19 protein-coding genes and 1 tRNA gene are annotated in these 15,002 nt (G+C 56.6%); 10 read left to right on the plus strand and 10 right to left on the minus strand.

Translation table 11 applies throughout. The features are described from left to right. Positions 1 to 59: 59 nt before the first annotated feature. The gene (locus tag EOS_RS32190; RefSeq protein WP_047896292.1) at positions 60 to 734 is read left to right on the plus strand and encodes a TetR family transcriptional regulator; all 675 of its coding nucleotides are present in this window, start codon (positions 60 to 62) and stop codon (positions 732 to 734) included. A 114-nt stretch (positions 735 to 848) separates the two neighbouring features. Next, entirely contained in the window at positions 849 to 1,007 is a 159-nt protein-coding gene (locus tag EOS_RS47240; protein WP_160312548.1) for a hypothetical protein, read from the plus strand. A gap of 17 nt (positions 1,008 to 1,024) precedes the next feature. On the opposite strand, the gene EOS_RS32195 is transcribed toward EOS_RS47240, so the two are convergent. Together EOS_RS32195 and EOS_RS32200 are read right to left on the minus strand one after the other, a co-directional pair. Then, on the minus strand, positions 1,025 to 1,378 hold the full coding sequence (locus tag EOS_RS32195) for a hypothetical protein (protein WP_235443027.1): 354 nt from the start codon (positions 1,376 to 1,378) through the stop codon (positions 1,025 to 1,027). Positions 1,379 to 1,454: 76 nt separating this feature from the next. Then, positions 1,455 to 1,847 (minus strand): DUF1090 family protein, encoded by a 393-nt coding sequence (locus EOS_RS32200; protein WP_160312549.1) that lies wholly within the window; start codon positions 1,845 to 1,847, stop codon positions 1,455 to 1,457. A 267-nt stretch (positions 1,848 to 2,114) separates the two neighbouring features. Here EOS_RS32200 and EOS_RS32205 point away from each other — a divergent pair, with 267 nt between their 5' ends. The 4 genes from EOS_RS32205 to EOS_RS32215 all read left to right on the plus strand — a co-directional run bounded on the left by EOS_RS32205 (position 2,115) and on the right by EOS_RS32215 (position 3,215). Next, positions 2,115 to 2,336, plus strand: coding sequence for a hypothetical protein (locus EOS_RS32205; RefSeq protein WP_047896251.1), 222 nt, complete (start codon positions 2,115 to 2,117; stop codon positions 2,334 to 2,336). 56 nt (positions 2,337 to 2,392) lie between these two features. Then, positions 2,393 to 2,596 (plus strand): hypothetical protein, encoded by a 204-nt coding sequence (locus EOS_RS32210; RefSeq protein ID WP_047896252.1) that lies wholly within the window; start codon positions 2,393 to 2,395, stop codon positions 2,594 to 2,596. 89 nt (positions 2,597 to 2,685) lie between these two features. Then, a complete protein-coding gene (locus EOS_RS47245; protein ID WP_160312550.1) occupies positions 2,686 to 2,859 on the plus strand; it encodes a hypothetical protein in 174 nt (57 codons plus the stop codon). A 164-nt stretch (positions 2,860 to 3,023) separates the two neighbouring features. Further along, on the plus strand, positions 3,024 to 3,215 hold the full coding sequence (locus tag EOS_RS32215) for a hypothetical protein (protein ID WP_047896253.1): 192 nt from the start codon (positions 3,024 to 3,026) through the stop codon (positions 3,213 to 3,215). Between the two features lie 129 nt (positions 3,216 to 3,344). Here EOS_RS32215 and EOS_RS46540 read toward each other — a convergent pair whose 3' ends face one another. The 7 genes from EOS_RS46540 to EOS_RS32255 all read right to left on the minus strand — a co-directional run bounded on the left by EOS_RS46540 (position 3,345) and on the right by EOS_RS32255 (position 9,907). Next, a complete protein-coding gene (locus EOS_RS46540; RefSeq protein ID WP_152693204.1) occupies positions 3,345 to 3,635 on the minus strand; it encodes a hypothetical protein in 291 nt (96 codons plus the stop codon). Continuing rightward, positions 3,636 to 3,896, minus strand: a complete 261-nt coding sequence (locus tag EOS_RS32220; protein WP_047896254.1) for a hypothetical protein — start codon at positions 3,894 to 3,896, stop codon at positions 3,636 to 3,638. A 350-nt stretch (positions 3,897 to 4,246) separates the two neighbouring features. After that, positions 4,247 to 4,321, minus strand: a tRNA-Arg gene (locus EOS_RS32225). Positions 4,322 to 4,597: 276 nt separating this feature from the next. Continuing rightward, positions 4,598 to 4,741 carry a hypothetical protein gene (locus EOS_RS47250; RefSeq protein ID WP_160312551.1) on the minus strand — a complete coding sequence of 48 codons (144 nt, stop codon included), beginning with the start codon at positions 4,739 to 4,741 and terminating at the stop codon, positions 4,598 to 4,600. Positions 4,742 to 5,190: 449 nt separating this feature from the next. After that, positions 5,191 to 6,516, minus strand: coding sequence for an alpha/beta hydrolase family protein (locus EOS_RS32235; RefSeq protein WP_200908727.1), 1,326 nt, complete (start codon positions 6,514 to 6,516; stop codon positions 5,191 to 5,193). 2,127 nt (positions 6,517 to 8,643) lie between these two features. Next, a complete protein-coding gene (locus EOS_RS32250) occupies positions 8,644 to 8,955 on the minus strand; it encodes a hypothetical protein (protein WP_047896259.1) in 312 nt (103 codons plus the stop codon). Positions 8,956 to 9,610: 655 nt separating this feature from the next. Next, positions 9,611 to 9,907, minus strand: a complete 297-nt coding sequence (locus EOS_RS32255) for a hypothetical protein (protein ID WP_047896260.1) — start codon at positions 9,905 to 9,907, stop codon at positions 9,611 to 9,613. Between the two features lie 173 nt (positions 9,908 to 10,080). On the opposite strand from EOS_RS32255, the gene EOS_RS32260 reads away from it, so the two are divergent. Continuing rightward, entirely contained in the window at positions 10,081 to 10,884 is an 804-nt protein-coding gene (locus EOS_RS32260) for a bestrophin-like domain (protein WP_047896261.1), read from the plus strand. Positions 10,885 to 10,926: 42 nt separating this feature from the next. Beyond that, positions 10,927 to 11,661 (plus strand): class I SAM-dependent methyltransferase, encoded by a 735-nt coding sequence (locus EOS_RS32265; protein WP_047896262.1) that lies wholly within the window; start codon positions 10,927 to 10,929, stop codon positions 11,659 to 11,661. A gap of 43 nt (positions 11,662 to 11,704) precedes the next feature. Here EOS_RS32265 and EOS_RS32270 read toward each other — a convergent pair whose 3' ends face one another. Continuing rightward, positions 11,705 to 11,887 carry a rubredoxin gene (locus tag EOS_RS32270; RefSeq protein WP_047896294.1) on the minus strand — a complete coding sequence of 61 codons (183 nt, stop codon included), beginning with the start codon at positions 11,885 to 11,887 and terminating at the stop codon, positions 11,705 to 11,707. A 365-nt stretch (positions 11,888 to 12,252) separates the two neighbouring features. Here EOS_RS32270 and EOS_RS32275 point away from each other — a divergent pair, with 365 nt between their 5' ends. Further along, a complete protein-coding gene (locus tag EOS_RS32275) occupies positions 12,253 to 12,657 on the plus strand; it encodes a DUF4399 domain-containing protein (protein ID WP_047896295.1) in 405 nt (134 codons plus the stop codon). A gap of 200 nt (positions 12,658 to 12,857) precedes the next feature. Continuing rightward, positions 12,858 to 14,795 (plus strand): ATP-binding cassette domain-containing protein, encoded by a 1,938-nt coding sequence (locus EOS_RS32280; RefSeq protein WP_047896263.1) that lies wholly within the window; start codon positions 12,858 to 12,860, stop codon positions 14,793 to 14,795. Positions 14,796 to 15,002 lie beyond the last annotated feature (207 nt).

The raw sequence follows: 15,002 nt of genomic DNA on the forward strand, positions 1-15,002 counted from the left end.
AGCGCTCAAATGCTCATGCTAAAATCTTGTCCACCCTGAGGCGCTCTGCACAATAGATGATGAAAAAGGCAAGCAAAGTCCCAGCGCCGGTTCGTTCGGTCAAGGCACCGGACGCCAAACGAAAGTACGACCCGGAACAAACGAAACGAAACATTATCGACATCGCGACACAGGAGTTCGCGGCGATGGGTTTGAGCGGTGCACGGGTCGACGCTATTGCGGAGCGCACCAATACGACGAAGCGGATGCTGTATTACTACTTCGGCAGCAAGGAGGGTTTGTACGAGGCAGTGATCGAGGAGGCATACGCCAACATTCGCGCGCTCGAACAGTCGTTGCATCTCGATACGATGGACCCGCATGAAGGCTTGCGCGAGCTCGTCCAATTCACGTTCGACTTCCACGACAAACACCACGATTTCGTCCGGCTCGTGACTATCGAAAACATTCACAGCGCCAGGTACGTGAGCCACTTGAAGACGTTCAGGGGACGTAACGCGAGCGCGGTGAAAACCCTCGAGGGCCTGATTGCTCGCGGTGTTGCGACGCGGCAATTTCGTGGCGACGTCGATCCCGTCGATCTGCATCTGCTGATCAGTTCGCTATGTTTTCATCGTGTTGCGAACCGGCATACGTTCACCGTGGCTTTCGGGCGTGATCCATCGGGGGTGAGATCGCGGGCGCGGCATCGGACGATGATCGTCGACACCGTGCTGCGTTTCATGCAGCGCTGAGCTTAGCGTACGCGATCCACGGACCCACGAGCGTTTTAAACCCGCTGTCTATGCCCCGATCCCGGGCGATTGACCTATGCTTGATCATGGCAGTCGACCGATAGGGAGGGCGCCATGGACGGTTTCGCGCATATCCTCGTTGGCATCGCGACGCTTGCCGCGCTGGCGATCGCCGTGCTTGCACACGACTGGCGCGACGAATTCCGCGACCGCATGCTCGGTCGCAGCAACCATGGCACGTTACGCGACTGGTGGATGCGGCACCGGCATTGAGCGCCGGCGCGACTCGCTTACGAGTGGCGTTTCCCGGAGGCTTCGGCCAGATCCTGCTGCGGGACTGCACGCGGCATCGGTGGTATCGGATCGGGCGTGAGTTCGGGTGCGGTGTCGAGCGCCCGGTTGCTCGCTTCGTAGGCGTCGATCTGCAGGTACAGCCGATGAACCGTCTGGATCTGCGTATGCGAAAGGTGCGAGCTCCGTGCGACCAGCGCCAGCCGGTCCCGCCAGTAAGTGGGCGGCATGATGGGGGACAGCGCATCGTCGATGAGAGAACGCCGCAGCACCAGTTCAAGGTGCGTCAGCTCCTGGTCCGCCAACAGCGCGGAGAACGCGCCTTGCGGTTTCATATCGATGAATGAGTCCATCAGTGGCTAACGGCAACGTCAGGCAAAGCTTTAGCCGATCTGTGGTCGGTAAAAACCCTTAATAAGAGCGGGCGGCTCATTGAATGGGCCTGGCCATTGCGCGGTTTAGATCCGCGCGCGCCCGGTTCACCTTGCGCTCCCAGGCCGCAATGTTGAGCTGGTCCGTGCCTTTTTTCCTCGCCCTCGCCAACTCGGCTTCCCAGTCACGCAAACGATTTCTGGCTTCGGCGACAGCACTGTCGTGGCGTTTCAACGCGTTTGCGTGTCTCTGCGCAATCGCCTCGGGCGTGCATTCAGCGTTGGTCTTGTCGAGTTCGGCTTGCAGCGTGCTGAGCTGCGCCGAGTTGTCCTGGGTCAGCGCGGTGGCCATCTGCCTTTCGAGGGCTTGTCGATGGGCATCGCAGGCGTCGGTTTCCTGCGAGGCGTGAGCGACCGACACACACAGGCTGAAGGCGACGGCGGCAAACAATTTCATGGCGGAATCCGTGGCTAACGAGATAGGGCTGAGGGTCAAACGATGTCTAACCCACACGAGGTGTCTTCTCGTTTGGTCAGGACGGGCGGGGCGTGTTCAACAATTGCACGTCCGTTCGTCCTGGCGGGGTCGGCGTATTTTAACGAGTTTGTGGGGACTGATAGGGCCGATGCGATCCGCCGGCGACGCCTGTCGCGCGAGTGCGCGGAACGGGTTTTGCGCGCGGCCCAACGACGTTCACATTTTGCGAGGAATACGCCGATGCGTTTCGATCACAAGGGATTTCACATCGACTGTCGCTCACGACACGGCGAGGACGGCCTGTATTACGCGCAGGCTCGCATCATCCGCATACCGACGATGGCCGACGCGCACCCGGAGAAGCATGAGTCGGGCGACATCGATGCGTTCGATAACGACGGCGATGCGATTGCGTGTGCGCGGGCATGGGCGCTTGACTGGTGTCATGAGCATGAAGCCTGATGGAAAGGCCGGGAACGACACCATGCTAGGATCGCGTCCTGTCAACGGGAGAAGCCATGCGTTATATGCACAATGAACATGTCATCGACGTGTTCGTCGAACAACGCGGCGCCCGCTGGGACTGGTCCGTGAAGGCGGGTACATTGCCGCTCAAGACGAATGCGGGCGAGATGGCGCCGACCAGCAACGTGGCAGAAAACGAAGCGCTGCATTGGGCGAAGCGTGAGTTGAACCGGCGCTTTCCGGTGGAACCGGAGTGAGAGCGGTGGTTTGAGACTGCTCTCGGGCGTTCCTTACCGCGGGAAGATGCTGACTTCAAGTTCGTCGCGGCCACGCCGTTAGTGCTGGCATGAACACACAAAACCCCTCTCCCGAAGCGTCCCGCGACATCGTTCGAGCCGCGGGGGAAACGCTGGAATTGATCTGCCGCCTGCGTGGGGTAGCTATCGAAGCACTCTCCGATGATGAGCTCGGTGAGTTCTTTTCGAACGCACTCAGCGATGACATGTGCGGGTCCTGGTGATTTGAACCGGCATGTGCTGTGCCGCTGTGCTGCTGTGTCGTGCTCTGCGATATGGCGAAGTGCTGGCGGGCTGATTTGCCTTTGGACGATGTCGCGCGGCTTAAGGCTCTTTCGACCTTCAGCGGGATACTAAAGTCTGCCAAACGTTTGCCGTTATTCCGGCCATGGACCTCAGCAAACTTCCTTACACCGATACCCGCAGCGCATTAAACGCAGCCGATGAAGCGTTGGAATTGCTTTGCCGTCTGCGAGGGATTCCTCTCGATAGCCTTTCCGATGCCGCGTTGGGCGAGTACTTTTTCAACGCGCTCGAAGATGAACTGGGTGGGGCTGCGTATCTGAACGGGCGCATGTAAGGATCGTTTTCTCGGCGATGTAACCTGCGTTTCTCAGTGTGCGTGAAGAGCTGTTGAAGCTTGCGCCGAGGCCTAAGCTGCTTACGGAAAATTACCTAAGCGTGTGATTTTCGGGTCGAACGCGGTTACTCAAAAATATCGCGCATTTCGTCTAAAGTTTGCCGCGTGCTGGCCGTTAGCCCATGCATGAACACGACCAATCCCTCCGCCGCCGCCTTTCGGAATCTCGTCATTGCCGCCGACGAGACGCTGCATGTGCTTTGCCGCCTGCGCGGTATCACGCTCGACGATTTGTCGGAGGACGAGCTGGAAGCGTTTTTCTTCCAGGCTCTCGATGACGAATTCTGGATCGGCGCCCGGTAGGTGGGCGAGGCGGGGCGGGGCGATGCGGCTTGCATCGAATGCCGGCTCGTCCTTCATCTATGCCAGTAGGTCCGGCCTTGTCGTGAACCGCGGATCGGCGAGCCACGCAACAAACTCGTCGTGCCACTGCTCGAAAGCGTTCTCGTCCATATCGAATACTTCGTCGACGTGACCAGCGTCGCGAAGGTAGGCGCCCACCACCTGTCGTCCATCCCAATAAGCAACTGCAAAATCGGTCAGGTCCGCGGTAACGCCGCGCGGCTGGTCGCGAAGCAGCATGTTGAGCTGAGCCTTGAAACTGGTAAAGGTCGTGGCCATAGTGGTGTCCCGGGAAAGACTGCGAGCGGAAACAGGGCTCGCTAAGAGTAGCGCTTTCCATGGTCCTCGTGCATTGGGTAAGCCGTATGTCCTGCGCGCGATTGTTTTTGTTCGGCATTACGCGCGACTTTTCCTGAGCTGCTAGCTGGCTACAAAAAACGTCTGTTCTGCAATGCAGGGCCGCGCCGATGCGATTCTGTCGCGTCATCGTCATCGAGACGAGTTCATAACGAGCATGCTCCAGAAGGATGCCGTAGATGTGACGAGACGATCACAGCAGAGAAAAAGCCCCGCAGCGCAAGGCAGTACGGGGCTTTTTGGTATTCAACGGGCACTGCTAGGAACTAAGATGGTCCCCCCGGCAGGAATCGAACCTGCATCTAGCGCTTAGGAGGCACTTGTTCTATCCATTGAACTACGGGGAGATGGATATTTTTAATGGGTGAACCGGAACCTTATGAATACTGGCTTCAGCCTTGCCCAGCATGCGTTTCCGGCTGATTCGCTTCTTCCTAAATGAAGCGCCGTGACGCACTGTGAACCGTGGTTTTTCAACCTCTTTGCTACAAAGCGGCCTTTTGGCCACTTATATACGTAGCAGTGCCAGATCGCTCGGCCTTGCTGCACAACCTTTGGGGCAAAGACCATGGCTTCAATCTTACCCGTCGGCGAGGGCTGGTGAGCGCAGCGGGCAGAGTATATCAAAGACGTTTAAAACGATAGGCGCAGCCCAGGCTTGCTCCGACCAGAAAGAGCAGGGTCGCCAGCGCCATGTGAGGGTTTGTTCGGCAGTAAGCCCGAACAGCAGCGAAGATCGGCTTAAAAGCCGAGGTGATCTCGTCCATCGCGGTTTCTATTGGTTTGGTTGGCTGTGCACGAGACTACTCTGTGATCCATAGCGCGGGTGTGGAATGAGCGGCATGTTCGACCATGCCGCTCGCGTGATCATAGCCGCTCGGCATGTTCATGATTAGCGGCGACCTGAAGTATCAGGTTGGATTCTTTCAGCTTCTCGGTGTTTTCATTCGCGCGGGCTGCCTCCTCTCTCGCAGTTGCAGTCTGTGCTTCGTTCGCTTTGGCTCGCTCGTCGGCGAAACGATCGCGGCTGCCGCCGGTTCAAATTGCGGCGATCGTACCGATAACGACTAGGACCGCTCCGGCGATTAACGCGATGTTGGCAAGGGTGAAGATCAAATTTGCGGTCGTGAGCGTGATATCGAGCACAGCTTGTTTTTCTTCCATATCGGCCGAGAGCGGTCTTCAGAGCGGTGGAAGCGGCCACCTGAGCAGAATACTATGGCGCGTAATTCTGTATCAAACGCCAAATCAAGCGGCCCATGGGAAGGCGATAAATGTCACTGTGAGCACCTCCGCCTGAACCCGGGCTATTAAATTGCGTGATCCCGTTTGATGCATCGATATAGAGAACTTGCGGATTAGTTTGGGCAGCGTTCGATGAAGGTTCCAAGCATTCGTTAGTATCATCAACTCGGCACACCTTAAACGTACCGTCGGCGGAGCTGGTGGTGTCCATCGCACGCCAGCAATCAAACACGCTTTTATATGCTTGATTCGCTCCTTCACAAGCTTTGTTGTACGCTTTGAAGGAGCCGGATGGGGTGTACCAGAAAGGAGCGCCCGTCGCTTGATCATTTTGTGCAGCTGTTAGCACAATTTTTGTTTTCCCAAGCGTTTTGAAATCACGATATGGTGCTCCTTCATCGCTGTCTTCAGTTACAAATCGATTAATACTCACAGCTCCTTGGAGCCCTATGGCGAGATCAACGTCGGACCGCGGTGGGTTCTTGCTAATATCGCCATATTCGAGCACAGGACGACTGAACAGCGCTCTTGTCGCCGCTCTCGCGCCGAAGCTATGCCCTATTAATACGATCTTCAATCCAGCTGTAGATTTGTGTTTCTGCGTATTTACTTTATCAATAACTGCAGGCAAGGTCCGGTTGATCAGGACGTTGACCCAAGTAAGCCCAAGCTGGTCGGCATCGTTGGCTAGATCTCCATAACTAAACCAATTGATAAACGTGTTCGTCCAGAAAGACGGCCAGGTGACCCCTACCACTAGCGGGCGAAAAGGCTCTGGAGAAACTCCCTGTGCGGTAATTGCATCGTGTTTCGCTTCGGGGGTGCCTGCGCTGGAGTTGTTTGCATCGGTGGTGTCTGCGTAAGCAGCCTCAACCACGTTGCCTACAATATCATTGAAGTTTCGGATAGCTTCGTCTTGAGAAGTGTTCCAGCCCATCACAATAACAACAATATGTGTGTATCCTCCCTTTGCGACGTCATCTATCAGATTATCCTCTAGTTTCTTTAAAGCTTTTAGACCGTCCATATAAATATCGCCGATATTGCCCGGGATTTGGAACGATTGAGCGGGGCAATTGTGCCATGCTGTAATCTTACTCATATCGTTCTCTTTGTCTAACACTCCATTCGCACGGTAGGCGTTGTATACAAAGCACTGATCGATCATCTGGTAAGGTGAGGGGCCTGACGAAGATTGTATCGTACTGTATCGAATAATGTGAGAAACGAATAAAACTTTTCGGTCGTTCACTTCAAAATCTCGAATTATCCTGGCGGTGCCATTAAAGTTTCCCACTCCGGGCTCCGCTTGTACATAATATGAATGGGTATTTAAGAATGAACGGGTACCGCCGGGATCGGTAGAAGGACCCCCGATGGTTGATTGCGGGCTTTTTTCCACCGCTACTACATAGCCAGGGTAATGTAAGGATTCTCCCTTTGGGAAATAGAGGGTTGAGTGAAATTCTCTTTCAAATGCACCGTCAACTCCGAGCCGCCTCTCCACTGGGTCTAAGGCCGTCGAAATTGAAGAGCATGATGTAATTGCGCTTAGGAACGCTATGCATGAGCATGATTTAACGAAAGTCGCCGCTGTTTTCATGGTCGACGTAGGATTAAAAATTATTAAAAAACAGGGTTCAACAGCCTTTCTGTTAATCGAACTCCTGAATTTCAGATAAGCGTTGTTTATATTTATATGATTATTTTTACACCAAAAATCAGCGCGACTGTCTATTTTTGGTGAGGAGCATCACCAACTATGTATAGAACAAAAATACCTCGATTAAAAGTGGAAAGCTGCGATTCGTCGCTTTTCGAAGCTGCAAATCGTTGAATGGCGGTTGAAGCGTAAAAAATGTCTGATCCAAAGGGCGACAGGCGTCAGGAAAATGAGGCGATGCTGCATCGTGCGGATCTTTTCGATGGCGCTTGCCAGCGTAGTACGAATGAAGTCGAACAGTTTGTCCGCTGGGTCAGAGTACGATCCTATTCCGCGCAGCGGCAGCGGAGCCAAGCTTGAATCTGTCAGTTTTAGCGACAGTGGCGTCGGCCGAGGTACGGTCAGCCATCACACCGTCGCCAGGGACTGTTTCAACTTGGAAGCAGGCGTACCTCGAGATTGACGCCTACCGGCCCATAGACGATGGGAGGCAAAGGGATGGTAGCCAAGAAGTCTCCTTATCAGCTATGTCACTGCAAAGGCGTTAATCGAAACGAGGAACGAGAGATTTCCAGCCTCGACTCAGGCGTCAAAGCTTGAGACCTTCTACGGTGGAAGGTCCCAGTCTTAAATTTGACGGCCGTGCTGAGCGTGCTAGTGGGCAGCGGCCGTCGCCGGAAGGAGCGGGCACCTTCAGTTGAGGGTTATTGTTGCTCTAGGTAGGCAACCTTAATTTGTGTGCTCTTGAAGCCAACACTCGGCCTGACACTAGCGTGTCGCTTCGATGCACGAAAGAACGCGAGTTTCAATGAAGCTGGACTGATGCAGGTTCATGCCCTGATTTCGACTCCCGGGCCGGCTCGCTTTTCGATAGCTTGGAGCGCCTCGTTATAGCCCGTCATCAGTCGCTCTCGCACTGCCGGATCAGTAATCTTATGTGATTCGGCGCGGAGCGAAGCTACGATCATTGCGTCCTGAAGAAACGCCGGATAATTCACAGGCCCTGGACCTGGCTTCCAGTGAGTCATCGGAAGCAACACCTCTGGAATGCCGTAGCAGTGGGTCTTTCCCTCGATAGTCAGACAGATTTCCATGATTCAACTCCCGCGATAGAACAAGTAAAGATACGCATTGCTAAGGAAGCTTTGCGAATCTTCATGTTAGTTGCTGCTATGGTTGAACCATCCTCTAAATCTCATTCGGTTCCGACAAAATTGTAGCGGATATCAGCCACGTGTTAAGTAACTAATGCTTGACATGTCCCATGTGGGTCGAGGTCGTGTGAAAACGCACGCCGAACGTGACGTTCGAAAAAATCGACCCTTCAAATCGCGCTACATTGGCTTCGCGACACCTCGGGAGGGGTAAAGCGACACTCGAAAACCGAGTAGTTTTGCGTTTTCACACGACCTCGGTCGCGAACGGTCTTTCGAAGGCAAGGAGCGGCGTCGGCTACGATCTGTGGAGCGGTTAATATGGATGGTTAATCGCGATAAGTAATTGAATCAACAGGAATGACGACGGCCTGCAAAGCCGCTAAGCTCAGTGACGCAATGTCTCTGAGCTTAGCCCGAAGCGGTCGCGTTCGATCTCAGTGAAAAAACTCCCGCGAGGCGCGGGAGGAGCATTTGGCGAGAGGTGAGCCGCTGCAAAGGACAACGGATAGTATCGATCCTTAGATTCGCGGCATAGACCTGCGGCCGAAACACAGCATTTCGCAGTACGGCTGCTCACTCATAGGTCAAACTAACTTTGTTCGTCTCAGTTGACCCGTTGCTGCCCCTTCGAGCCACACGCGCGAAACGGGACGATGGAAGTTATTGGAATGAATGATAATACTGCCAGCAGCGCAGCAATCGCGAAAAAAGGCAATGCTAGCTTGGCGCCATCCGCGGCAGACGGCGGGAGCGGAGTGTCAGTATGCAAAAGCCCCGTCAGCGCAATAATCCACGCAGAGCAAAATGTAAGTAATGCCCCGTTCTTCGTTTCGGCGAATTTCACAAAATCGATTGCGCGACTTAGATTAGCCGACATTATCTTGTCCAACTGTTCTTGTTGGTCGTCTTTAGTCATTATTGCCTCCGCGGATTGCTACGCCAACAACCACCGGTGGAAGACTAAGGCTCTAATGCTACGCTGGTTGTTGGTACTCGCCAACGTCAGCTTTTGATCAATTGAAGCGACCTCGGAAGCGCGCCTAATACATTCGTCGCATAAAGAGGAAATCGGGGCTGGCTACCTCATGCCTTTCAACGCAAGGGTCTGCTACAAGGGTCTGCTATTTAAGCGTTCGAGCCGTTCTGATGAAAGCCGCATCAGTTTGCGAATGGCGGTAGATGGCCGATTGTTGTCGGATGAGCTCGCGTGAGCCGGGACAGCGTAGAAGCCGGCTGATGCTTAAGAGGGGAAGTTTTGTGTGCTACAGATTTGCTATAGCAATGATAGCAATCCATATCTGACGGGCCTTGCGCCTGTCATTCCATCCCCTGAACTATGGGGAAATGGATATTTTCAACGGTTCGACATGAAGCCCGCGAACGTTGGCTTTAGTCCTACCCTGCGTGCGTTTCTGAGCTATTTAGCCTCGTCCTAAATGACGCGCCCACAACGCACCTTGATCCATAACTTATCAACCGCCGGCGCGCTCAAGTCCGCTGCAGTGGGCGGAGCATATCAAACACGTTCAAGACGAAAGTCGCCGCATCGCGTAGACGATTCGCGTCGGAAACTACATCGCCGACCGCTCACCGCACACACTAGTCACGCCCATATGATCGGTCCCACCCGCCATACCCTTGACCAAGGTCAACGCTGCTCGCAACACATCGTCTGACAGCGCGCTGTCTTTCGGCCGTGCGAACGGTTTGATCGAACGGTCCGTGCACTCGTTGCCGATAAAGCGATCATTCGCGGGCACAGCGCTCCGCTGGACGTTATCGGCGGCGACGCTTGCGAACGCGCTGCTGCTCGTTGCCAACCCAAATCCAAACGCCAGCGCAGCCACCCAGTATTTCGTCTTTTCCATGGTCTCTCTCAGCGATAGATTGGCAAGCATAACTGCTAATTATGGTTCCCACTTAACCACACGGTCAACTTAATCACCCCAAACACTACGCCAAAACCCCGCCGCCGCAACCAACCCATCTGGAATAACCCACCACTTCCTCCCATAATGCCCACATCCCCCGGCCGCCCACCATGACCGAACTCGAAACCGCTGTCGTCGTGTTCCTGTGTCTACTCGCTGCCACGGCGCTTGGCGTGGTCGTGCGTCCGTTGCTGCCCGAGGAGCACAAGGCGCGTGAAACCGTGCAATTGCTGGAGTTAGTGGTTGGCATGCTGGTCACATTCGCGGCACTCGTGCTGGGTCTGCTGACGGCATCGGCGAAAACTTTATTCGATACCACCAACACCGACATCCGCACCTACGCCACCGCGCTGATCCAGCTCGACGACAGCCTGCGCGAGTATGGCGCGGACGCTGACGCCCCGCGCCAGATACTGCGCGCCTACACGGCTGCCGCGATCGCTTCCACCTGGGTGCAGGAGCTTCCGCCCGTCGGCGATTATTATCAGAAAACGCTCCCACCGGACCGCAACGCCAATCATCTCGACAGCCGTGTGCTTGGCGCCTTGCTCGAACGGGCGCAACGATACACGCGCGAGTTGCAGCCGCGCGATCCGTTCCACCAGAAGGTGATTGAAGAAGCGCTTGGCCGGTTCGACCGGCTCATCCAGCAACGCTGGAAAATCGTCGAGGAAGCACGCGGTTCGATTTCATCGCCGTTCGACCGGATCCTGGTCTTCTGGCTGCTCGTCATCTTCCTTTGCTTCGGCCTGATTACGCCGCGCAACGCGCTGGCGCTAGTGACGATCATGCTCGGGGCGTTATCGATAGCGTCCGCGGTATTCGTGATCCTTGATCTCGACACGCCGTTCACGGGTTCCATCATCGTGCCGAGCCAGCCCATGCGCGACGCGCTCGCTTACCTCAACCGCTGAAACGCTTAGCCGCATAAGCATAACTATCCAGCCACCGATCCAATGCCATCCACGCTCTACACCGACCCACGCCTCGTCGCGTTGTACGACACCCTGAACCCCGTCGCCGCCGATACAGCGTTCTACCTGGCGCTGGCCGAAGGCAAAAATCACATAATCGATCTCGGTTGCGGAACGGGCTTGCTTGCGTGTGAACTGGCGGAGCGGGGGCATCGTGTTGTTGCTATCGATCCCGCGCCCGAGATGTTGCGCGTCGCGCGACATCGGCGGAATGGCGAACACGTTCAGTGGATAGAAGGCGATGCCCGCGCGCTCGCCGTGCTGTCACCCGCCGATCTGTTATTGATGACGGGCCACGTCGCGCAAGTTTTCCTCGACGACACCATGTTTCTCGACACGCTCAAAGCTGCCCGCTATGCGCTGCGCAATGGCGGCGAACTGGCGTTCGAGAGCCGCAATCCCACCGCACGCGCGTGGGAATCGTGGACGCCCGCGCAGTCGCGCAGACGGGTCAACGTGGAGGGGATCGCTGAGGTGGAGGTGTGGCACGACGATGTGAGCGGCAGCCCGGAATCCGGTATTCGCTTCAACACCTATTATCGATTCAAGGCGACAGACGAGACGCTGACGTCCGCGAGCGAACTTCGCTTTCGCACTCAGGACGAACTCGCCGCGCTACTCGAATCAGCGGGGTTCAGCCACCTCTCGTGGCATGGCGATTGGAACGGCGCGCCGGTATCGGCATCGAGCCGTGAACTGATTGTGGTCGCGCGCTAAACGGGCGCAAAATTAGTCTGAAACGGCAAACCTGCCAGCGGAATCAGAACTCCACTGCCACGAAATCGTCTTTGCCGACGTCGCATAATGGACAACGCCACCCGTCCGGGATGTCGGCGAAACGGGTTCCGGCCGCAATGCCTTCTTCCGGCAAACCGTCCTGTTCGTTGTATATCCAGCCACAAATCAGGCAAACCCAGCTTTTATATTCTAAAACTTCACTCACGACAGACTCTTTCATTTCGTTCGACAAAACACCGGTAAATATTCCACCGGGCGGCGTATTCGCTCGCAGAATCGCTTTCCGGGGCTGCGCTGCGCGCGGCCGCCGAAACGTCCGGCGACCCGCATAGTACCGGAATGTCGAAATCGGTTCATTCAAGTGAAACAGCCGCGCGGGGTAGGGCAAAAGCGGCAAAAGCACAGATCTGCGTGGTTTCTCATGCTCGGTGTATCCTCTCCACGGCGGTTTTTGAGTACCTTGCGTGTCGTCCGGCCGGTGGTGCCGTGTCGATTCGCCGTGCGTCGCACGACCGTTTTGGCCTGCCTGGATCGTTCGTCTGGCAGCCGCATTCTTCTGGGAGCAAAAAAATGATGTTCAAGAAACTGTTGTCGGGAGCGGTGTTGTCGAGCGTATTCCTCATGCCCATCCTGGCGCATGCGCAAGCCCGCGTGTTTTTCGTCGAACCGAAAGACGGAGCGATCGTCACGAGTCCGGTGCATGTGGTGTTCGGCCTGGAAGGCATGGGGCTCGCGCCGGCCGGCGATCCGGATCCGCAGAAGGGCCATCATCATCTCTTGATCGATGCAGGCCCGATGCAAAAGGGTCTCGTGATTCCGGTGAACGATAAATCGCTGCATTTCGGCAAGGCGCAGACGGAAGCGGACGTGAAACTGCCCCCCGGCGATCACACGCTGACCCTGCAATTCGGCGACGGCGCACACCAGTCGTTTGGACCGGAAATGAGCCAGACGATCAAGATCCACGTGAAATAAAGGCGAGTTCGCAGAGTCTTGCCGGGGTGCACTAATCCTTGCGCGAATCTCAAAAAACGCGGCGCGGCCGCGTTTTTTTTGATCTTATCGGGCACCTCGCCTTGTCCTGATGACATAGGGCCCCAAGCGGCCTCCAAGCGGCCCGGTCAAGACCGGTACAATGGCCGCTTCCAGTATTTGCACTTTTCCGGCTGCCTCCCATGTCGCTTTATTCCATTTCGGACGCGCAACTCGCGTTCGGCCACGTTGCGTTGCTCGATCACGCTGACTTTTCACTCGAAGCGGGCGAACGCGTCGGTCTTATCGGCCGTAACGGCGCGGGCAAGTCGTCGCTGCTGAAGATCATCGCCGGGCTTGCCAAGCCGGACGACGGCCTCATCACGCGCCAGAACGAGCTCACCACGGTCTACGTACCGCAGGAACCCGAGTTCGACCTGGAGGCGTCGGTATTCGACGTCGTCGCATCCGGCCTGTCGCACGAGCGGGAACTGCTCGACGAATATGATGTCGTGGCGCACAAGCTCGCAGACGCGCCGTCAGAAGGCCCAGAGCACGACGCGCTGATGTCACGCATGAACACGCTGCAGTCTTCGCTCGACTTGCACGATGCCTGGAGCTGGCAAACCCGCGTCGCGACCACGCTGCAGCAAATCGGCCTGGACGGCGACGTGCGTTCGGGCGCACTGTCGGGCGGCATGAAAAAGCGCGTGGCGCTGGCCCGCGCGCTGGTTGTGCAGCCAGACGTGCTGCTGCTGGACGAACCGACCAACCATCTCGACTTCGAAGGCATCCGCTGGCTGGAAGAGCTGCTGGTCACGTTGCGCACGGGTTTGCTGTTCATCACCCACGACCGGGCGTTCCTCGACAAGGTCGCCACCCGCATTGTCGATCTGGATCGCGGGCGCTTGCTGTCGTATCCAGGCAATTACAGCGCGTATCAGACACGCAAGGCGCAGCAGCTCGAAATCGAACAAGTCGAAGCGGCCAAGTTCGACAAACTGCTGGCGCAGGAAGAAGTGTGGATCCGCAAGGGCGTGGAGGCGCGGCGTACGCGTAGCGTCGGGCGTATCGCGCGGCTGGTCGAAATGCGCAACGAGCGCGCCGAACGGCGCAACGTGCAGGGCAATGTGAAGCTTGACGTCGGGCAGGGCGAGCGCTCGGGCAAGATCGTGTCGGAACTGACCGACGTGACAAAACGGTACGGCGATAGAACCATCGTCGACAACTTCACGGCCACCGTCATGCGCGGCGACAAGTTCGGCTTCATCGGTGCGAACGGCGCGGGCAAGACCACGTTGCTCAAGATGATCTTGGGCGAACTCGCGCCGGACGAAGGCACGGTGCGCACCGGCACGAACACGCAAGTGGCGTATTTCGACCAGATGCGCGCGCAACTCGATCTCGACAAGACCCTCGCCGACACCATCAGCCCAGGCAGCGAATGGGTCGAAGTGAACGGCGTGAAGAAACACGTGATGAGTTATCTCGGCGACTTCCTGTTCGCGCCGGAACGCGCCCGCTCACCCGTGCGCTCGCTGTCGGGTGGGGAACGCAACCGGCTGCTGCTCGCGCGTTTGTTCGCGCGGCCGGCAAATGTGCTGGTGCTGGACGAGCCGACCAACGACCTCGATATCCAGACCCTCGAGCTGCTTGAAGAACTGCTCACGGATTACGACGGTACCGTGCTGCTGGTGAGCCACGACCGCCAGTTCCTGGACAACGTGGTGACCTCGGTGTTTGCATCGGAAGGTGGCGGGAAGTGGCGCGAGTACGTGGGCGGATTCACCGACTGGCAGATCCAGAGCGAACGCTCGGAGAAAATCGCGCTCGAAGCCGCACGCGACACAGCCAAGCAGGCGAAGAAGGACGACGGCCCGAAAGACAGCGGCGCCGGCCGCAATTCGCAGCGCTCGACCAAATTGCCGTACAAGGAAGTGCGCGAGCTGGAAGCGCTGCCCGCGCAGATCGCCGCGCTCGAAGCCGAGCAGAAGTCGATTGCGGCGAAGCTTGAAGATGGTTCCGCGTTCGCGAAAGATCCGAAAGAAGGCACGCGTCTGAGTGAGCGGCATGCGGCTATCGACGAGGAGTTGCTGGTCGCGCTCGAACGCTGGGAAGAACTGGAAGCAAAGCGCAAGTGAGCCGGCCTTCAAGTCCGGCCTCTTCTTCATATCGAAAAAATTGTCGAAAACAGTAAAATACGTCGCGTTTTCGGGCGCACGGCCTCGAGGATCGCCGCGGTTACACCGTAGTGAAACTTTGTAGTGAAACGCTGTAGTCAAGCAAGAGGCCGTCGCGTTTTCGAGTTATCACGCGCAATCCGGCGCGGTCGGCCGGGTTGGCCCGCT

This window comes from Caballeronia mineralivorans PML1(12) (assembly GCF_001028175.1).
GTDB classification, from domain to species: Bacteria; Pseudomonadota; Gammaproteobacteria; order Burkholderiales; family Burkholderiaceae; genus Caballeronia; species Caballeronia mineralivorans.